At 70.5% G+C, this 18567-nt stretch carries 18 protein-coding genes and 1 tRNA gene; 6 read left to right on the top strand and 13 right to left on the bottom strand.

What is annotated here, in order from left to right:
* Positions 1-59: 59 nt before the first annotated feature.
* The 9 genes from folK to dacB all read right to left on the bottom strand — a co-directional run bounded on the left by folK (position 60) and on the right by dacB (position 11078).
* Entirely contained in the window at positions 60-554 is a 495-nt protein-coding gene (folK, locus tag ACVGV2_RS01670; protein WP_459164280.1) for a 2-amino-4-hydroxy-6-hydroxymethyldihydropteridine diphosphokinase, read from the bottom strand.
* Positions 551-946 (bottom strand): dihydroneopterin aldolase, encoded by a 396-nt coding sequence (folB, locus tag ACVGV2_RS01665; protein ID WP_459164279.1) that lies wholly within the window; start codon positions 944-946, stop codon positions 551-553. The genes folK and folB overlap by 4 nt, the downstream gene beginning before the upstream one ends.
* Positions 947-1073: 127 nt before the next feature.
* Positions 1074-1913 (bottom strand): dihydropteroate synthase, encoded by an 840-nt coding sequence (gene folP, locus ACVGV2_RS01660; protein WP_459164278.1) that lies wholly within the window; start codon positions 1911-1913, stop codon positions 1074-1076.
* Between the two features lies 1 nt (position 1914).
* Positions 1915-2520 carry a GTP cyclohydrolase I FolE gene (gene folE, locus ACVGV2_RS01655; protein ID WP_459165830.1) on the bottom strand — a complete coding sequence of 202 codons (606 nt, stop codon included), beginning with the start codon at positions 2518-2520 and terminating at the stop codon, positions 1915-1917.
* A 147-nt stretch (positions 2521-2667) separates the two neighbouring features.
* Positions 2668-5070 (bottom strand): ATP-dependent zinc metalloprotease FtsH, encoded by a 2403-nt coding sequence (ftsH, locus tag ACVGV2_RS01650; RefSeq protein WP_459164277.1) that lies wholly within the window; start codon positions 5068-5070, stop codon positions 2668-2670.
* A gap of 254 nt (positions 5071-5324) precedes the next feature.
* Positions 5325-5879: a hypoxanthine phosphoribosyltransferase gene (hpt, locus tag ACVGV2_RS01645; RefSeq protein ID WP_459164276.1), complete on the bottom strand. Its 555-nt coding sequence runs from the start codon at positions 5877-5879 to the stop codon at positions 5325-5327.
* Between the two features lie 235 nt (positions 5880-6114).
* Positions 6115-7104, bottom strand: a complete 990-nt coding sequence (tilS, locus tag ACVGV2_RS01640) for a tRNA lysidine(34) synthetase TilS (RefSeq protein WP_459164275.1) — start codon at positions 7102-7104, stop codon at positions 6115-6117.
* Between the two features lie 227 nt (positions 7105-7331).
* Positions 7332-8390, bottom strand: a complete 1059-nt coding sequence (locus ACVGV2_RS01635; protein ID WP_459165829.1) for a zinc-dependent metalloprotease — start codon at positions 8388-8390, stop codon at positions 7332-7334.
* A 123-nt stretch (positions 8391-8513) separates the two neighbouring features.
* A complete protein-coding gene (dacB, locus tag ACVGV2_RS01630; protein WP_459164274.1) occupies positions 8514-11078 on the bottom strand; it encodes a D-alanyl-D-alanine carboxypeptidase/D-alanyl-D-alanine endopeptidase in 2565 nt (854 codons plus the stop codon).
* Positions 11079-11226: 148 nt separating this feature from the next.
* Here dacB and ACVGV2_RS01625 point away from each other — a divergent pair, with 148 nt between their 5' ends.
* Complete coding sequence (locus tag ACVGV2_RS01625) at positions 11227-11718, top strand: inorganic diphosphatase (protein ID WP_459164273.1); 492 nt, start codon at positions 11227-11229, stop codon at positions 11716-11718.
* Positions 11719-11849: 131 nt separating this feature from the next.
* On the opposite strand, the gene ACVGV2_RS01620 is transcribed toward ACVGV2_RS01625, so the two are convergent.
* The 3 genes from ACVGV2_RS01620 to ACVGV2_RS01610 form a co-directional block, all read right to left on the bottom strand.
* Positions 11850-12890 carry a hypothetical protein gene (locus ACVGV2_RS01620; RefSeq protein WP_459164272.1) on the bottom strand — a complete coding sequence of 347 codons (1041 nt, stop codon included), beginning with the start codon at positions 12888-12890 and terminating at the stop codon, positions 11850-11852.
* A gap of 176 nt (positions 12891-13066) precedes the next feature.
* A complete protein-coding gene (locus ACVGV2_RS01615; protein WP_459164271.1) occupies positions 13067-13873 on the bottom strand; it encodes an SLATT domain-containing protein in 807 nt (268 codons plus the stop codon).
* 258 nt (positions 13874-14131) lie between these two features.
* Complete coding sequence (locus ACVGV2_RS01610) at positions 14132-14371, bottom strand: hypothetical protein (protein ID WP_459164270.1); 240 nt, start codon at positions 14369-14371, stop codon at positions 14132-14134.
* A 512-nt stretch (positions 14372-14883) separates the two neighbouring features.
* On the opposite strand from ACVGV2_RS01610, the gene ACVGV2_RS01605 reads away from it, so the two are divergent.
* The 5 genes from ACVGV2_RS01605 (at position 14884) to ACVGV2_RS01585 (ending at position 18219) form a co-directional block, all read left to right on the top strand.
* Entirely contained in the window at positions 14884-15327 is a 444-nt protein-coding gene (locus ACVGV2_RS01605; protein WP_459164269.1) for a YbaB/EbfC family nucleoid-associated protein, read from the top strand.
* 3 nt (positions 15328-15330) lie between these two features.
* On the top strand, positions 15331-15645 hold the full coding sequence (locus tag ACVGV2_RS01600) for a type VII secretion target (RefSeq protein WP_459164268.1): 315 nt from the start codon (positions 15331-15333) through the stop codon (positions 15643-15645).
* Between the two features lies 1 nt (position 15646).
* Positions 15647-16672 (top strand): WXG100-like domain-containing protein, encoded by a 1026-nt coding sequence (locus ACVGV2_RS01595; protein WP_459164267.1) that lies wholly within the window; start codon positions 15647-15649, stop codon positions 16670-16672.
* On the top strand, positions 16669-17349 hold the full coding sequence (locus ACVGV2_RS01590) for a hypothetical protein (RefSeq protein WP_459164266.1): 681 nt from the start codon (positions 16669-16671) through the stop codon (positions 17347-17349). The genes ACVGV2_RS01595 and ACVGV2_RS01590 overlap by 4 nt, the downstream gene beginning before the upstream one ends.
* A gap of 297 nt (positions 17350-17646) precedes the next feature.
* Positions 17647-18219, top strand: a complete 573-nt coding sequence (locus tag ACVGV2_RS01585; protein WP_459164265.1) for a hypothetical protein — start codon at positions 17647-17649, stop codon at positions 18217-18219.
* Positions 18220-18425: 206 nt separating this feature from the next.
* Here ACVGV2_RS01585 and ACVGV2_RS01580 read toward each other — a convergent pair.
* A tRNA-Thr gene (locus tag ACVGV2_RS01580) sits at positions 18426-18499 on the bottom strand.
* Positions 18500-18567: the final 68 nt, after the last annotated feature.

The following is an 18567-nucleotide window of genomic DNA, read 5'->3' as shown; positions in this document are numbered from 1 at the left end:
AGTCACCAGGACCGCCGGACGCGCGGCGGACGCCCCTGCCCCAACAGCGTTCGAGCGTGCTACTGCAACCGCAGGTCGTCGCGCCGCTGCACCCCGGCGCGCTCCTCCTCCGGCAGCCGCTCCAGCAGCTCGTCCACCGGGCCGTGGCCGGGCAGGTGCGCCCGCGGGTCCGCGGCCAGCCACGGGATGAGCACCGTCGCCCGCTGCGGAGTGCCCGGATGCGGCAGCAGCAGCTGCGGGTCCTCGCTGCGCACGTCGTCCACCGCGACCACGTCCACGTCGAGGGTGCGCGGACCCCACCGCTGTTCGCGCCTGCGCTCGGCCTGCTGCTCCAGCTCCTGGCCGCGGCGCAGCCAGTCCCACGGCCCGAGATCCGGCGAGGCCACCAGCAGCACGGCGTTGAGGAAGTCCGGCTGGTCGGTGACGCCCCACGGCGCGGTTTCGTACACCGGGGAGGCGGCGCGCAGCTCGTCGGCGAACCCGTCCGCGGCGAGCTGCAGGAAACTCAACCGGTCGCCCAGGTTGGACCCCAGCGACAGCACCGCTTCGGTCATCGATCAGTCCCGCCGCGCTGCTCGTCGCGGTCGCGGGAGCGCCGGATCGTCACGGCCACATCGCCGAACGGCACCTCGATCGGCGCCTGCGGCTTGTGGATCGTCACCTCGGCGGTGTGCACCTGTTCGTGCGCGGCGAGGACGTCGTCGGCGGCTGCGGCCGCCACCGACTCGATGAGGTCGCGGGGTTCTCCGCCGACGATCCCGGCGACCCGCTGGGCCAGTTCGCCGTAGTGCACCGTGCTGCGCACGTCGTCGGTCGCCGCCGCCGCACCGAGATCGGCCCACAGCGCCACGTCGACGCGGAACTCCTGCCCGTCGCGCTTCTCCTGCTCGTACACCCCGTGCCTGGCCCACACCCGCAGGCCGCTCAGCACGATCCGGTCGGCCACGTGTCCTCCCCCTCGCCTGTCCTGTCCTCGCCCGTCAGCCCGCGCGGCGGTCACACCAGCACGGCGCTCGCCAACTCGGCGGTCACCGCGGTCGCGGCGCCCCCTCACGCGGTTCACGCGGTCGCGCTCACGCCGCGCCCGCCTTCCACGCGGTGCTCACGGCGATCGCGTCCCGGGAGGCTCGCACGTCGTGCACGCGCACGCCCCACGCCCCGCGATCAGCCGACAGCGCCGAGATCGCGGCCGTCGCCGTCTCCCGCCCGGCCGGCGGCCGCGGATTGCCCTCCGCATCGGCCAGCAGGCGCCCCAGGAACCGCTTGCGCGAAGCACCCACGAGCACCGGATACCCCAGGTCCAGCAGCACGCCCAGCCGGTTGAGCAGCTGCCAGTCGTGCTCCCCGGTCTTGGCGAACCCCAGGCCCGGGTCGAGCACGATGCCGCTCTCGTCCACCCCCGCCTTCACCGCGGCCTCGACGCGTTCGGTGAGCTCGTCGCGCACGTCGGTGACCACGTCGTCGTAGCGGGCGAGCTCGTTCATGTCGCGGCTGTGCCCGCGCCAGTGCATGAGCATGTACGGGACGTCGGCCTCGGCCACGACCCGCACCATGTCGGGATCGGCCAGCCCGCCGGAAACGTCGTTGACGATGGCGGCCCCCGCCTCGAGCGTCTTCTCGGCGACCCGCGCGCGCATCGTGTCGACGCTGACGGTGATGCCGCGGGCCACGAGCTCGCGCACCACCGGCAGCACGCGTTCCAGCTCCTCCTCGGAGGCCACGCGCTCCGCGCCCGGCCGGGTCGACTCGCCACCCACGTCGACGATGTCCGCCCCGGCCTCGACGAGCTCTTCGGCGTGCCGCACCGCGGCCCCGTGGTCCAGGTAGCGCCCGCCGTCGGAGAACGAGTCGGAGGTCACGTTGAGCACGCCCAGCACGGCGCACCGGCCCGGAACCGCCAGTCGGGAATGCATGTCAGTTTCCCCTTATCAGTGACAGGGCTTCGGACCGCGAGGAGGTCGAGCTGCGGAAGATGCCGCGCACCGCGGAGGTCGTCGTCGTGGAACCGGCCTTGCGCACCCCGCGCATGCCCATGCACAGGTGCTCGGCCTCGATCACCACGATCACGCCGCGCGGTTCCAGCCTGCGCACCAGCGCATCGGCCACCTGCGAGGTCAACCGCTCCTGCACCTGGGGACGCCGCCCGTACAGGTCGACCAGTCGGGCCAGTTTGGACAGTCCGGTGACGCGGCCCTGCTCGTTCGGGATGTATCCGACGTGCGCGTAACCGTGGAACGGCAGCAGGTGGTGCTCGCAGAAGCTGTACACGGGGATCTCGCGCACCAGCACGAGTTCCTCGTGCGCCTCGTTGAAGGTCTTGTCCAGCACCTCGTCCGGGTCGGTGTACAACCCGGCGAACAGCTCCTGGTAGGCGCGCGCCACCCGCGCCGGGGTCTCCTGCAGCCCCTCGCGGTCCGGGTCCTCGCCCGCGGCGAGCAGCAGTTCGCGGATCGCCGCCTGCGCCCGCGCGTGGTCGAACCGGCGAGCGGCGGCCCCCTCCGCGGACCCTTCCCGATCCACCTCGCCGTCGACGAGGTCCGGATCATCCGAGTCCAGCGGGCCGTCGATCGTGGACACTTGCTCTATTCCTCCACCGTGGACCGCACCCGGTCGATGGGCCCGGTCGATGGGCCCGGCCGATCAACCGGGTGCGGGCTTGGCCGCGGGTCACCGGTTCGTCGAACCGTCCCCGTTCTCCTGGCCGCCCTCGTTGCCGGAGGCACCGTCCGAACCGGACCCGTTCGGGGAGTCCTGCCCCTGCGAGCCGTCCGGGCCCGTCCCGGAGCCGCGGTCGGTCGGCACCTGGCCCTGCTGGCCGCGTTCCCACGAAGGCAGCCAGTTGTACTGCTGGTGCTGGCTGTTCGACGGGTGGTGCGCCCCCGGCGAGGTCGCCGGCGTCCACCCCGGTGGCGCACCGTAGTTCGGCGGAACCGCCGAAGCCGGTCCTTCCGGCGCGCCGGACTGTCCGGACTGGCCGTATCCGCCGGACTGGCCGGACTGCTGGTCGGGTGCGGGGAACTGCACCGTTCCCTGCGCCGCACCGGCGCCGGTCGGCTGCTCCTGCTGCGGACCGGAACCGTTCGTCGGCTGCCACACCTGCTCCGGCGAAGCGCCCTGCGGCTGCTCCTGCGCCGGCTGCTCGTCCGCACCGCGCTGCTTGGCCCGTTCGCTCGGGATCGTCACCGGCGGCTTCTCCGAGGGGGTGCGGCCGCCGAAGTCGTTGAAGGCCGTGATCCGCGTGCGCTTCTCGACGTCGGCGAAGATGCGCTCCAGGTCGCGTCGGACCAGGGTCTCCTTGTCCACGACCTCCAGCACGAGGTTGTCCAGCACGTCCCGGTAGGTGTTCAGGATCTCCCACGCCTCGGTGTGCGCGGCCTCGATGAGCTTGCGCACCTCCTCGTCGATCTCGTGGGCCACCTCGAGCGAGTAGTTCGGCTGCTGCCCCGCGGAGCGGCCGACGAACGGGTCGCCTTCCTCCTTGCCGTACTTCACCGCGCCGAGCCGCGCCGTCATGCCGTACTCGGTGACCATCGCCCGCGCGATCTTCGTGGCCTGCTCGATGTCGCTGGACGCGCCCGTCGTGGGCTCGTGGAAGACGAGTTCCTCCGCGGCGCGGCCACCCAGCGCGAACACCAGCCGGGCGATCATCTCCGAGCGGGTGAGCATGTCCTTGTCGTCCTCGGGCACGGTCAGGGCGTGCCCGCCGGTGCGCCCGCGCGGCAGGATCGTCAGCTTGTACACCGGATCCAGGTCGGGCATGGCCCACGCGGCCAGCGCGTGCCCGCCCTCGTGGTACGCGGTGATCTTCTTGTCCTGGTCGGAGATGACCTTGGTCTTGCGCCGCGGCCCGCCGATCACGCGGTCGACCGCCTCCTCCAGCGCGGGACCGGTGATCTGCTGCTGGCCCTCGCGCGCGGTGAGCAGCGCGGCCTCGTTGACCACGTTCTCCAGATCGGCACCGGAGAAGCCGACCGTGCGCTTGGCCAGGCCCTCCATGTCCACGTCCGGGGCGATCGGCTTGCCCTTGGCGTGCACGCCGAGGATCGCGCGGCGACCCCGCAGGTCCGGAGCCGGGATCGGGATCTGGCGGTCGAACCGGCCCGGGCGCAGCAGCGCCGGGTCGAGGATGTCCGGCCGGTTCGTCGCGGCGATGAGGATGATGCCGCCGCGCGAGTCGAAGCCGTCCATCTCCACCAGCAGCTGGTTCAGCGTCTGCTCGCGCTCGTCGTGGCCACCGCCCATGCCCGCGCCGCGCTGGCGGCCGACCGCGTCGATCTCGTCGACGAAGACGATGCAGGGGGCGTTCTGCTTGGCCTGCTCGAACAGGTCCCGCACGCGGGAGGCGCCGACACCGACGAACATCTCGACGAAGTCCGAACCGGAGATCGAGTAGAACGGCACGCCGGCCTCGCCCGCCACGGCCCGGGCCAGGAGGGTCTTGCCCGTGCCCGGTGCGCCGTAGAGCAGCACGCCCTTGGGGATCTTCGCGCCCAGCTGCTGGTACCGGCCGGGCTGCTGCAGGAAGTCCTTGACCTCGTGCAGCTCCTCGACGGCCTCGTCCGCACCCGCGACGTCGGGGAACAGCGTCTGCGGCATGTCCTTGGTGAACTGCTTCGCCTTGGACTTGCTGAAGTTCAGGATGCGGTTACCACCGCCCTGCATGTTGCTCATCATGAGCCACAGCAGCAGCAGCACCAGACCCAGCGGCAGCAGGTAGATGAGCAGGGTCGACCAGATGGAGTCCTGGGTGACCTTGGTGTTCCAGTTGTTCAGGTCGCCGTTCTGGATGGCGTCGACCAACTGGTTCGTCTCACCGGCCGGGTACTCGGCGATGAGCATGTTGTTGCCGTTGAATTCCTGCCCCTCCTCGAGGGTCAGGCGCACCCGCTGTTCCTTGTCCTCGACCGTGGCTTCGGCCACGTTCCCCTGGCGGATCTGGCTCAGGGCGTCCGAAGTGGAGACGTCCTCGTAGGCGCGGGTCTCGTCCATGAGCATGCTGACCCCGCTGACCAGCAGCACCACGACGAGTATCCATAGCAGCGGGTTGCGAAGCAGGCGCTTTCGGTCCATTCACTTGCGGCCGGCGAGCGGCCTCGACCCTCCCTGACTGTCACTTGGGCAACGGCACGCTCGGCTGACACGGGCATTCGGGTAGCCGTTCGACCCTTCCAACCAGCGTACCGGCAGACGTGAGCACGCCACCACGCCGAGCACGACGCGGGACGGACAGCTTACTCCCGGTGGCACGCCGATCCTGCGGTCAGCCCCCGCGTGCTCGCGTGCGGCATCCGCGCGAGCACGCTCCGCGGTCAGCCGCGACCGCCTCACACACCCGACGTATACACCTTCGGGTCCAACGTTCCGATGTACGGCAAGTCGCGGTAGCGCTCCGCGAAGTCGAGACCGTAGCCGACCACGAACTCGTTCGGGATGTCGAAGCCCACGTACTCGACGGGGACGTCGAGCTGCACCGCGTCCGGTTTGCGCAGCAGTGTGCACACCCCCAGCGAGGCCGGGTTGCGGGCCTGGAGGTTCTTCAGCAACCAGGACAGCGTCAGCCCCGAGTCGATGATGTCCTCCAGGACCAGCACGTGCTGGCCCGCGACGTCCCGGTCGAGATCCTTGAGGATGCGCACCACCCCGGACGAGGAGGTCGACGACCCGTACGAGCTGACCGCCATGAACTCCAGCTGCGCCGGTCGCGGGAACGCCCGCGCGAAGTCCGTCATGAACAGGACCGCGCCCTTGAGCACACCGACCAGCACCAGATCCCCCTGGGCCTGCTGGTAGTCCGCGGCCACCCGCCCGGCCAGCTCGGACACCTTCTCGCGGATCTGCTGCTCGCTGATGAGCTCGGACGCAATATCGCCGTCGTACACGGCCCGGGTTCCCCTCTTGTCTTGATTCGCTCTCCGCAACCCGCATCCGCCGAACACCGCGGGGAACTCGCGAGGTCCCCGCGAAACGCGGCGGTGGCGCACTCCGGTGCGGGCTCCGTCGGTGCCCGAGCGCGGAGACAACGGCCGCCCGCACACCGCCGATCACCAGCGCACCGCTCGGCACCCGACTGCACCAGGCACCGACCGCGCAGCCGCGACTGCACGACCGCGCTGATCACCCGTTCGGCGGCTTGCGGTCCGCTCCTTCCACGAGAAGCGTGCCATGCTCCCTGCGGACGACCAAGCCACCGGGGAGGGTGTGACCCCCCTGGCCTCGCCAGTCGCCCACCAACCTGTCCGCCGCGCGCAGGTGCGCGTCCGTCAACGCGCCCGCACCGTGCCCGCGGAGCCAGTCCCGCAGCACCCTGCGCCGCAACGCCGCCGGACAGCGCGCCAGAGCGGAGGCGTCGAGACCGCCCACCGTCATGACGCGTGCGAGCGTATCGGCCGCCCAGGAGTCCAGTGCGTCGGCGTCCTCGCGCAACTGCTCCGCGGTGCGTCCCAGCGCCGCGCGCACTCCGCCGCGGAGGATCCCGTCCAACAGCGGCAGCGCCTCTGTGCGCAATCGCACCCGGGCGAAACGGGCGTCGGCGTTGTGCGGGTCCTGCCACGGCGCAAGCCCCAGCGCCGCGCACGCCGCCGCCGTCGTCTCCCGCCGCACCCCCAGCAGCGGCCGCACCCACGGCGGGCTCCACGCACGCATGCCCGCCAGCGACCGCGCCCCGGAACCGCGCCCCAGCCCCAGCAGCACCGATTCGGCCTGGTCGTCCAGCGTGTGCCCCAGCAGCACCAGCGAACCCTCCGGGCGGGCCCGCCGCAACGCGGCGTAGCGGGCGCGCCGCGCCGCCGCTTCCATCCCGCCGGAGCCGGTCACCTGCACCGGCAGCACCCGCACCGCGGTGCACCCCGACGCGCGCAGCTGCTCCGCGGCGCGCTCGGCCACCGCGGCCGAATCCGGCTGCAAGCCGTGGTCCACGACCAAGCCGTGCACCTCGCGGCCGCGCGCCTCGTGCACCGCCGCCGCCGCCAGTGCCAGCGAGTCCGCCCCGCCGGAGCAGGCCACGGCCAGCGGGGCGGCGCGGTACTGCGCCGGAACGCGGGAACGGCCGAGCAGGCTGCGCACGGCCGTGCGGATCGCGCTGACGGACGCGGCTGGAGCAGGCACGCGGCCATTCTGCCGCGATCGCGAGGTGCAGTTGAAGGGGTGCAGTTGGACGGGGGTGCAGTTGACAGGGCGGTCCGATCCTCGCCTGCCCGCACCGACGCGCCAGCGCCCAACCGCCCCGGCGCTGACCAGGGGGTGCGTACATTTCTCGAGAAACGTCGCGCACTTTTCTCGAGAAATGTCGCGGACTTTTCTCGAGAAACGTCCACCTGCCCACCGGGCCACTGCTACCCGTGCACGCGGGCGATCCACTGCTCGGGGGCGGCGATCTCGGCCCGCGTGGGCAGGTTCTCCGGCCGCTGCCACACCGCGTTGAAGCCCTCCATGCCCACGCGGCCCACCACGCTGCGGGTGAACTCGGCGCCCCGCGCGTACTGCTGCACCTTGGCGTCCATCCCCAGCAGGCTGCGCAGCACGCGGTCCAACACCCCACCGCCTTCGCGCCGCCGCGTGAACCGTTCGCGGATCGTGGCCACGCTCGGGATCACGCGCGGCCCCACCGCGTCCATGACGTGGTCGGCGTGGCCCTCCAGCAACGTGGACAGGGCGATGATGCGGTCCAGCACGGCCCGCTGCTGCGGGGTCTGCAGCACTTCCAGCACGCCCAGCATGCCGGGACTGCTCCCCGCGGCGTACCGGCCGGAACGCAACTCGCGCACCGCCGTGGGCAGGCGACCGAGCACTTCGGGGGCCGAATCGGTCATCTCGGAGAGCAACTCGCCGAGGCTCGTCGCGAAGTGCTCGCGCAGCCACGGCACCGCGTTGAACTGCAACCGGTGCGTCGACTCGTGCAGGCACACCCACATGCGGAACTCCTCGACCGGCACCGCCAGCGCGCGCTCGGCTGCGACGACGTTCGGCGCCACCAGCATCAACCGCCCGTGCTGCCCGGGCACACCGGACTTCCCGAACGGGTCGAACTGCCCCAGCACCTTGCCGCCGAGGTAGGCCAGCACCACCCCGGTCTGCACTCCGGCGCTGCGCGCGCTCCAGCCGGACAGCAGGCGGTCCTGCGAAGCACCGCGGGTCTCCGCGATCGCCGACGCGGTCCCGGTCAACTCGTTCAGCCCCTGCGCGGCGGCACGCACCCAGTCCGGCCGGTCCAGCACAGCGCCTTCCAGCACCGGCAGCTCGTGCCCGAGCCCGGTGATCTCGCGGACGTGCGCTTCCGCCTCGGTGCTGAACCGCCGCAGGTCGCGCACGGCGCGCTCGGCCTCGTCCCGCGGTACCTCCGGCCCCGAGCGCAGCAGTCGGGTGCCGGTGACCACCGCCGTGTTCCAGTCCATGGTGACGGGGCCGGGGCGCGTGTCTACCGGATGAGCCTGCACACGGTCGACCGTACTCCGTCGTCCGCCCCTGCGGGCACCTCAACGTTCGGGTGTTGCACGCGTTCAACGGCAACCGCAGCTTCAACGGCAACCGCAGTCGCGGAGGCCGGCCGCCACCGCGTCCAGCGCGGGACGCGCCTCGGCCGAGCTGGGGCCGTTCGACATGAGGGCGAACACGAGCACCCGCCCGTCCTCGGTGAGCACCGTGCCCGCCAGGCTGTTCACACCGTCGAGGGTCCCGGTCTTCGCCCGCACCCATCCACGGCCCTCGCTGCCCTGGTACCGCTCGTCGAGGCTGCCGCTGCCGCCGGCCACGGGCAGCCCCGGCAGCAACTGGCGCAGCTTCGCCGCGTCGGCGGGCACCGATCCGTTCTGCCCCGGCCGGGCGAGCAGGTGCAGGACCTCGCCCAGCGCCCGCGGGGTGATGCGGCTCTGCGTGGACATGCCGCTGCCATCGGCCAGCGCGGTGCCGCCGAGGTCGACGCCGTGCCGGGTGAGCACCGAGCGCACCGCCTGCGTCGCCCCTTCGAAGGAGGGCTGGTGCCCCGTGGCGATCGCGACCTCCCGGGCCATGACCTCGGCCAGGACGTTGTCCGAGTGCTGGAGCATGTTCTCCACCAGTTCGCGCACCGTGGGCGAGCGCACCTCACCCAGCACGCGGGCGTTCTCCGGCGCCTGCCCCGCGCTGACCTGCTGCTCGTGCAGCCCCAGGCGAGACGCCAGGCCCTGCGCCACCTGCCGGCCCGGTCGCTGGGCGCGCTCGCTGGTGTCCGCGGTCGGATCGGCGCGAGCACCGTCGAGCATCATCGGTTGGATCGGCGCGACGTAGCCGCCGGCGACGTCGGCCGGGTCCCAGGCGGGCCCCATCGGATCGTCCGCGTACCGCGAGGTGTCGAACCGGACCGACTCGACATCGCCACCGGTCGCCTGCTCGACCTGCTCGGTCAGGTCGTCGAGGTGGGCGACATCGCCGTAGACCGACTCGCGACCCGCGGGCAATTTGCTCAGCGTCGGGTCGCCGCCGCCGACGAGCACCACGCTGCCCGGCTCGCTGCCCTGCACGACCTTCGTGCTGAAGCGCTGGTCCGGATCGAGCGTGAGCAGCGCCGCCGAGGCGGTGAGCACCTTGGTGGTGGAGCCGGGCACCATGCCGCGGCCCGGTTCCTGAGCCCACAACGTCTCGCCCGAGCGCGCGTCGACCACGGTGCCGGAGAAGTTCCCGAGTGCGGGGTTGCGCAGCTGCTCGGCCAGCTGCGACTCGATGCCCTGCCGGGTCGGCTTGGGCGCCTCGGCACCGTCGACCGGATTGACCACCGGGTTCAGTTGCACGGGCGGCCGGGGCGGTGCCGCCGGGCCGGAGCCGAACAGCCCGGGCAGGAAGGCCGCGCTCAGCACGAGCACGGCCACGAGCCCCGCCGCGCCGACCAGCAGCGCGGGACGACGGCTCTTGTTCGCGGCGGGCTCGTCGGGGGCCGAGGCCGGCGCGGCTGACCCCGCTGTTGCTGGCTCCGCTGTTGCTGGCTCCGCCGCTTCGCCCCCGGGGTCAGCGACCGCTCCGGCCGGAGGGCGGGCAGCGGGTTCGGCTTGACTGCCCTGCGCGGTGGGGCCGCCCTGCGCGTGCTGCGCTGCGGGGTTGTTCTGGGCGGCGGGGCTGTTCTGGGCGGCGGGCCCGTCCTGCGCGGTGGGGCCGCCCTGCGCGTGCTGCGCTGCGGGGTTGTTCTGAGCGGTGGGCCCGTCCTGGGCGGCGGGGTTGTTCTGGGCGGTGGAGCTGGCCGAGGACGCGGGCGCGCCGAAGCCGAAGTCCTCCGGACGTGCCGTGGCCGGGGGCTCGGCGTCGGGTTCGACGCGCGGGATGTACTGCGTCGGCTGCGCATCGCCCGCGGGCTGCTGCGGCTGGTGGGCCTGCTGCTGGAACGGCTGCTGAGGGGCCTGCTGCTGGGGAGCCTGCTGCTGCGGTGCGGGAGGCTGGACGGCATGCGGCCGGGTCGTCGCGGAGTCCTGCTGCCCGCCGGGCACGATCGGGATGTTCGCCGTGCGCTCGGCGTCCGACTCGCTGCCGGCCGATCGGCTCCCGAACCCGGACGGGTCGGTCGCAGCCGGGTCGGTCGCAGCCGGATCGGCGGCGGCCGCCCCGGACGAAGCTGTCCCGGACGGGAACACCCCGGACGAGGCCGCCTCCGGGGGCACGGCGGGGATGCGCTGGGTCTGCTCGGAGGGGGGCGTGGCGTTCGTCTCATCTTCGTCGGCTGCACCCGTGTCCGCCGCACCCGCGTCCGCTGCACCCGCGTCCGTTTCACCCGCGGCGGCGAGGCAGTCGGTCCCAGCCGCCTGGTCATTCGCGTCCGGTCCGGGCTCGACCGCGTGGACGGCCTCCTCCTCCTCCGTGGGCCACACCACGGACTCGTCGTCACCGGTTGCCGCTGCGCTACTCGAACCGGCCGAAGCGGCGCCCTCCGCGGAGCCGGCCGAACCCGCACCGGCCTCGTCCGCCCCCTCGGAGTTCGCACCGCCCCGGCCGGACCGCGGCCCCCCGGAAACGTCCGAGGCCTCGCCCGCCTGCTCAGACGCTTCGCCACGGGCTGGTTCCCCCGTGTCCGCAACGCCGCCGTCCGACCCGTCACCGCCGGGGACCTGGGGTTCGGCCACGTGCTCCTCCTTGCCCGGTCGCCACCCTGCCGGATTGCGAGCTGTCACACTGCGGTGGCGTCCACGGCACCACCGTGGTCCACACTAGACGTGGCCGCGCGCGGGAAGACCGCGCCCGCATTGCACACCGAGGACTAGTGAGGAACGCGTGGACTTCGACGTCGTGATCGAGATACCCAAGGGGTATCGGAACAAGTACGAGGTGGACCACGAGTCCGGGCGCATCCGCCTGGACCGGACCCTGTTCACGGCCACCCAGTACCCGGCGGACTACGGGTTCATCGAGCACACGCTGGGCGAGGACGGCGACCCGCTGGACGCCCTGGTGCTCATCCAGGAACCCACGTTCCCGGGCTGCCTGGTCACCGCCCGCCCCATCGGCATGTTCCGCATGCGCGACGAGAAGGGCGGCGACGACAAGATCATCGCGGTGCCCTCCGACGACCCGCGCCAGGAGCACCTGCGGGACATCCACCACGTGCCCGAGTTCGACAAGCTCGAGATCCAGCACTTCTTCGAGGTGTACAAGGACCTCGAGCCGGGCAAGAGCGTGGAAGGCGCCACCTGGGCCGGCCGCACCGAGGCCGAGGAGGAGATCAACGCCTCCTACAAGCGCGCCAAGGAGCAGGGCGCGCACTGACACCCGCGGCGCACCACGGGGAGTCCCGCTCTGCCGGCGGTGCAGCGAGCACGGGGCCGAAACGCGAACGCGGTGGCCGCTTCGGAAAGCGGCCACCGCGTTCGGCGTGCGGGTACGGGTGCGCTCGGTGCTCAGCCCACCGGGAGGTTGTTCAGCGGGCCGTTCTGCACGACGTCGCCGACCACGCCGACCGCGTCGGTGTGCAGCGGGCCCTCGTTCTCCGAGGTTGCGCCGGCCTCCGGGGCTGCGCTGGCCTTCGGGGCCTCCTCGCCCCCGGGGAGGTCCACGGGCAGTTCACCGGTGAGCCGCTGCGGGACCTCGCTGACGTTCTCCGGCGTCGGTTCCTCCACCGGCAGGTCGCCGGTCACCGCACCGACCGGACCCTCCTCGCTGGTCAGGTCGTTGAGCGGGCCGACCTGCGGTTGCTGCGCGCCGTCGGTCCCCGGGGCCTTCGCGAGCTCGGGCGCGCTCTCGGCGCTCTGCTGGGCGGTGCCGGCGGCCTGCTGCACGTTCTCGGCACCGGGAACCGCCTGCGGAGCGGAGCGCTCGCCCTGCTCGGTGGGCAGGGTCGGCCCGACCGGGGCGAGGTCCTCGACCGGCAGGTCGCCGGTGATGCGGTCGGTGGGCAGCTCGGGGTTGTCGAGGCTGCGGCCGTCGCCGCCACCGAGCGTCTCGGTGAGGCTGGTGACCGGGCTGTGCCCCTCACCGAGCAGGCCGTTCACCTCGCCGAGGGGGTTGTTGAGCCCGCTGCGGGGAGCGGATTCACCGGTCACCTGACCGGCCACCTGGTCCACCGCGGGCACCTGCGAAGTGACCGAGTCCAGCGTTCCGGACACCTCGTCGGGAAGCGCGTCGGCGGACTTCTGCTGCTGTTGCGGCGCGAGACCGGTGAGCAGGCCGAGGACCTGCTCGGCGAGGTCGGTCACGGGCGCCAGCGGGTCCTGCGCCTTGGCGCCCCCGGCCAGCTCCTCCGGAGCGGAGACGACGTCTCCGACGGTCTGCGTCGCGGTGTGCGCGGCGCCTGCCGTGTGCATCGCCGCTTCGGTGGCGTTCTGGGCCGCGACCTCCTCGGCGGACTGGTCGGCCGGTGCGGCGAAGGCCGCGGCGGGGAAAGCGACCGCGCCCGCACCGCCGACCACTACCGACGTTGCCGCGCTCAGCGTGCGTTTCATCGCCTAGCTCCTTCCTGCAGGCGGATTCGGTGTGCGCGGCGCCGGAGATTACGGAAGCCAGCTCGGACACCATTCAGCGATCACGTGCCCGGCGAATTCACACGCAATGTCACGAGTTGTGCCATGCTTGCATGGCACTTCTCGGTGACACGAGGCGAGTTTCAGAATTCGCGGATTCACTGAGTGAGGTCGATGTCGTCGCCCGGGGAACGCAGCGACGGGCCGCGCAGCGCGAGCACCGCGTCGGCGAACTCGGCGTAGGCGTCGCGCTCGTCGCCGAACCGCCGGTAGCGCCCGACCCGCAGTTCCACGGCCTCGTACTCCCGCTCGAGCGCATCCGCCGTGCGCTGCCACGTGGCAGCGCGCTCGCGGAACTGGCCGTACCCCGCGAAGGCCGCCGCCACGGCGACCAGCAGGCTCAGCACCACCGCTCCCCAGTGCGCCCCCGTCAGCGACATGGCCAGTCCGCTCGTCGTGGCCGCGATGATCGAACCACCGATCACCACGCTCTGCAGCACGGCGTCCTTGCGCCTGTCCTCCCGGGCCGCGGCGCGGTACCGGCTGATGATCTCGGGCAGTTCCGCGCGATAGCGCTTCTGCGTGCCGAGCAGGTCATCGGAGTCCACCTCGGCCAGGCGCTGCTCGCGGTACGCGGTCTCCAGCGTGCGCAACTCCGCCCGGACCGAGCGCACCCGCAGGTGCTGCAGGTAGGTCAGCCGCCCGCCGATCGCGCCCGAGGCGGCCAGCACCGCGAAACCCGCGAGCGGCAGGACCGGAGACGGCCAGGTCAGCACCGTTGCGAGCAGCGTGAACAGCACCAGCAACGCGTTGCCGGGGTACAGCCAGAGCAGGAGGAACCGGCGCAGCAGGCGTGCGCGGTACAAGCGCTCGGAGCGCTCAGCGATCCGACGTTCCCAGTCCTGTGTCGTGACGTCCTCCGTGATTAAGCCACCGCCGACGATTCCCGCGTCCACTCGCTCCATGGAGTTCGATCCTTCCGGCATCACTGCGATCGAAATGGTCCCCGAGCACGGCGACAATCGGCCATGAGGGTGATGCCCGGGTGGGCACACAGGGGGTTGGTCCGCGTGCAGCGGATGAAACGGACATGGCAGACGAGACCGCGACTCCGCCAGCGTTCGGTCGGGCACGGTCACACTCCGCTCGATTCGGGGAATGCCACTGTGACAGCACGCCGGAGTCGGCTCGCAACTGGGTACATCCGCTCAGCGAGTGATCGCTCACGGGGAGTGAGTGGAATATTCCGCGGGCAGGATCGCGGGATCGGGCGCACCGGGACCACCGGTGGCGGAGAGCACGTGAGCTCCCGCGTTGAAATCCGAAGTGGACGGAGGTAACTCCGGGGCGGCGAACCGCAAGGCGACCAGTGGCCACGCGAGCGCAACACCGATGCCGCACAGCAGCACGATCACCGCCGAGGCGACCAGCACGCCGAGTGCTCTCTTCCGTTTTTCCGCCATCGTGGAGTTCACTCCTCGGGCGTCGGACGGGCCTTCGGCCCGCGACGTTGGAGGGACGTTGCCGCGGCCGCTCGTGCGGCCACAGTGGACCCTAGGAACGCCCGCAGCGGAGCGCATTTCGATCGAGCGCCGAGCGCGCGGAGCACGGCGCGCCGCATCGCCCGCGCGGTCGCACCCGCTCGCCCACAGGGACACCCGACCCCGGAAGCGGACACGAAGCGCGCGCATAGCGTTACCGCATCAGCCGCCGGAACGCGAACGTGGACCCGAGGGCGGACATTTCGCCCTACGGCGCGTCACTGCCCCATCGTGTGATGACCCAGCGTGCGCTGCCCCGGCACTGACGCGAAAAGCGAACGCCGAACAGCGACTGCGGCGACGGGCAGGCCCGCAGTTCGGGTCGAACACGTGACCTGGATCATGCTCGGCCCGTGATTCGCCCGAACCCCGTCCACGTGAGCCCGAGATCCCCTAGAGTCCCCGGGGCAGCGACACAGCGGCGCGGAGGCACGATGTCCGAACCGACCGATCCCGACCAGTTGTTGGCGAACTACCAGAACAAACTGCGCGAGGCGGAAGCGAAGAGCCAGCGCATCAACGAGGCGATCGAGGGCGTGCAGATCACCGAGCGCAGCGGCGACCGGGAGGTGTCGGTCACCGTCAACAGCTCGGGCAACCTCGTCGACCTCTCCTTCGGCACCGGCATCAAGAACCGGAACCCGAAGGGGCTGGCGCAGGAGGTCCTCGACTGCGTCAACCGCGCGCAGGCGCGGGCGAGCGAACAGCTCCGCGAGGCCGTCCAACCGGAGATCGGCGACAGCGCGGCGTTCGACTTCATGCTGAACAGCGTCAACAGCGCCCCCTCCAGCAGCGACCAGGGCGGCCGGCGGGGCGCCCGGCCCGGCCCGGAGGACCCGGACGAGGACTTCGGCGACGGCTCCTGGCTGCGGGGGTGAACGGTGAGCGACAACGGGTTCCAGGCCTCCCCGGAGCAACTCCGGCAGCACGCGCGGGCCGTCGAGGACGTGGGTGACACGTTCGGCAAGGCCGCCGAAGCCGCCGGGCAGACCACGCTCAACACCGACGCCTTCGGCCAGATCGGCCAGTTCCTCGCCACGGCGGTCATCGCGCAGGAGGCACAGGTGACGGGCATGGTCCAGCAGCTCGCGGAGTCCACGAAATCCCTCGCCGAGGACGTCCGCGCCACCGCCGACGACTACGAGAACTCCGACGGCGAGGCCGTCGACGTGCTGAACCAGGTCCGCCAGGTGTGACATGAGCGAGAACGAACTGATCGAACAGCCCCTGAGCAAGGGCGACGGACTGGTCGTCGGCGGCGAAGCACCGACGAACGCTTCCGGCCCCGTCGACTCCGGCTACAAGGCAGTCGACGCCTTCGGCCGCGGTGACTGGGCGGAGGGCTTGGCGAACTCGGCGGGCACCGCGATCGACGTGGTTGGAACAGCAGTCGATCCCCTCGCTACCCTCGCATCCGCCGGCGTGGGTTGGCTCATGGAACACGTCTCCTTCCTCCGGGAACCGCTGGACTGGCTCGCCGGTGACGAGCACGCGATCAACGCGATGAGCCAGACGTGGAAGAACATCGGCCAGGAGATCGACGAGGGTTCCCAACATTTCCGGGGCGCCGCCAAACGGGCCACCAGCGACTGGAGAGGTCCGGCCGGCAAGGCCTACCAGGCCACGGCCGAACAGCAGGGGCAGCTGCACGAAGCCGTGAGCGCGGCCTGCTCCGCGATGGCCACCGGCGTGAAGACCGTCGGCACGGTCATCTCAGTGGTCCGCAGCGTCGTGCGGGACCTGATCGCGCAGGCCGTTGGCGAGATCCTCGCGGCCATCGCAAAGTGGGGGATCGGGCTCGTGGTCACGGCTGCAGCCGCGGCCCCTGCAGCGATCGCCGATGTCGTGCGGATCGCCGTCAAGTGGGCAGGCAAGATCAGCGAGTGGGTCTCGAAGATCGTCTCCGTTTTCAAGAAGGCCTGGAACGCGCTCGAGGAGTTCGGGCGGGGCATCGGCCAACTCGCCACCAGCATGCGCAAGAGCGCGAACGCGATCAACGACACCTCCGGGCCGAATCGTCACCACACCGACGGTCTCTTGTCACCGGCAGCATGGGAGTTCAAGCCTGGATCCGATGCAGCCAAGACCGCGTGGGAAGGCACCAAGAAGGCGACCGAGCTGAACAACGATCCGCCTGACCAATCCGGCCAACACGACGGCGCACGCAGAGAGACCCAGCTACAGGAACAGCAGCGCACAGGGTGGAGTGGAACACTGCTATGACCGACAATCATCCTCACGCATCCGCACACCCTGGATTCGTTTCCCAACATGGCACAACAACAACTTTCACTTTCGGCGGAAAACCGAAGGCGACGATCTATGTGGGCATCGCACTAGGGGTGATCCTCGGACCCGCCCTCTGCATAACCGCCACCTACATGTTCGTCGCCGGAGACGGGTCCGGATTTCCGCCGACGGCACGGCAAGCCATCACGTCGTTCATCATATTCCTCATGGGGCTCCTCTTCGGTTTGCCAGCATACCTTCCCTTGATCTTCTGGAAGAAGGCCACTCGGCACATGCACGTGGTGTTCGACCGGACCACCTTCCAATACTGGGTTGCAGAGCAAAGGCGGTTCTCGCTCCCCTGGAACGAACTATCCGAGATCAGCCTCAAAGTTCAGGGCTCCCCACGAGTGGACAATCTTGAACGGCCGGTCCTCTTCCGCGCCGACCGCACCATGTCCTCGATCGAGTTCCACCCTGCCTTCCCCGCACACTTCCAAAGCGCTCATCCAGAGTTGAAGCGCTTCCAGAAACTATCCGAGGACGGTGTTTACCGAGTCCACCTCGGACAAGGCGGCGAACGCGCCCAACAGGCGGATATTTTCCTCCGCCAGTACGCGCCATCGTTGTACACCGGATACGAAAAAGTCCGCAGCCTCATCTTCAGCTGAATATACCTCTCCATGCGCCGGGACGGTATGAATTTGTCGTCGCTGCTCACGTAAACCTTGGCAACGACGCGGCAGAGGTCGGGCGGGAAGGCACGAAGAAGGCGACGGAACTGAACAACGACCCACCCGACCAGTCAGGACAGCACGACGGAGAGAAGAGGGAACCACCTACCACCGGTTGGAGCGGAACACTGTGACGGGCCCCCAACAGCAGAACACACCCTCACTCGCCGCACGCCAGGACGAAGTCGCCTCAAGTTCGGTGGAAAACCGCCAACAGCAGCGAAGGCCGGGCTCGTGATCGGGACGGTCTTGGGAACCACCCTCATCTGCACCGGGATCTACGGGCTGGTGACGGGCGACGGTCAAGGCTCTCCCCCGACATTCATGCAAGGCGCAGGTTCAATCGTCGCGCTACTCATCGGGCTGTTCTTCGCGGCCCCCGGATACCTCACATTGATCTTCTGGAAGAAGATGACCGCAGAACGGATCCTCAACTTCGATCGTTCCGGTGTCCGTTTCTATCCCCCGGTGCGCAGCGGTGGTTTCGCACTCGGCTGGAACGAACTCTCCAGCGTCCGCATCCGCGTGAGCACACCCCTGCGCGTCAGCAACGTCGAACACCCCATCTACTTCCGCGCCGATCGCACGAACATCTCCGTGGAGTTCCAGGCGCAGGACCCAGAGTACTTAACGCGAGCCCATCCTGAGATGAAGCGGTACTGGGCCATGGAAGAACAGCCGGGTTCCTACCGGTTGCCCATGACCGGAGTCAGCGAACAACTTCCGCACATGGCCGACGCCATCTACACCTACGCACCCCAGAGCTACGGCGGCGTCGTCGCCAGCAACCGAGGCCCCCTCAAGTGACCCCAGCACTCACAGCTGCGAAGCACCCACCCGGATTCCACGGGCACGACGCTGCACACCGCCGAAGCGAGTAGAAGGCGTCCCGGGGGACTCGGACGAAGCACCGCATCGGCGCAAGCCGTGCAGCTGAGATGACCTTCCGGCACGCGGAGACCGAAAACCAACAGGCCCTTCCCGCGATTCGGGAAGGGCCTGTTCAGCACCGGAGCCGCCGAGGGGATTCGAACCCCTGACCTACGCATTACGAGTGCGTCGCTCTGACCGTCTGAGCTACGGCGGCGTTGCGCGCACCAGTTTACCCGGCCGCCTCGCAGGACCGCGCACCACCCCCTCGCATCACCCGCGCTC

It is taken from the genome of Bounagaea algeriensis (genome assembly GCF_054491375.1).
Note: the sequence above shows the minus strand (reverse complement) of the source record. Positions and strands in the feature narration are given on the sequence as shown.

Excerpts from the sequence above, each read along its gene's own strand:
- folK (WP_459164280.1), bottom strand. The coding sequence starts at position 554 with ATGACCGAAGCGGTGCTGTCGCTGGGGTCCAACCTGGGCGACCGGTTG.
- folP (WP_459164278.1), bottom strand. The coding sequence starts at position 1,913 with ATGCATTCCCGACTGGCGGTTCCGGGCCGGTGCGCCGTGCTGGGCGTG.
- ftsH (WP_459164277.1), bottom strand. The coding sequence starts at position 5,070 with ATGGACCGAAAGCGCCTGCTTCGCAACCCGCTGCTATGGATACTCGTC.
- ACVGV2_RS01635 (WP_459165829.1), bottom strand. The coding sequence starts at position 8,390 with ATGGACTGGAACACGGCGGTGGTCACCGGCACCCGACTGCTGCGCTCG.
- ACVGV2_RS01620 (WP_459164272.1), bottom strand. The coding sequence starts at position 12,890 with ATGAAACGCACGCTGAGCGCGGCAACGTCGGTAGTGGTCGGCGGTGCG.
- ACVGV2_RS01615 (WP_459164271.1), bottom strand. The coding sequence starts at position 13,873 with ATGGAGCGAGTGGACGCGGGAATCGTCGGCGGTGGCTTAATCACGGAG.
- ACVGV2_RS01610 (WP_459164270.1), bottom strand. The coding sequence starts at position 14,371 with ATGGCGGAAAAACGGAAGAGAGCACTCGGCGTGCTGGTCGCCTCGGCG.
- ACVGV2_RS01605 (WP_459164269.1), top strand. The coding sequence starts at position 14,884 with ATGTCCGAACCGACCGATCCCGACCAGTTGTTGGCGAACTACCAGAAC.
- ACVGV2_RS01595 (WP_459164267.1), top strand. The coding sequence starts at position 15,647 with ATGAGCGAGAACGAACTGATCGAACAGCCCCTGAGCAAGGGCGACGGA.
- ACVGV2_RS01590 (WP_459164266.1), top strand. The coding sequence starts at position 16,669 with ATGACCGACAATCATCCTCACGCATCCGCACACCCTGGATTCGTTTCC.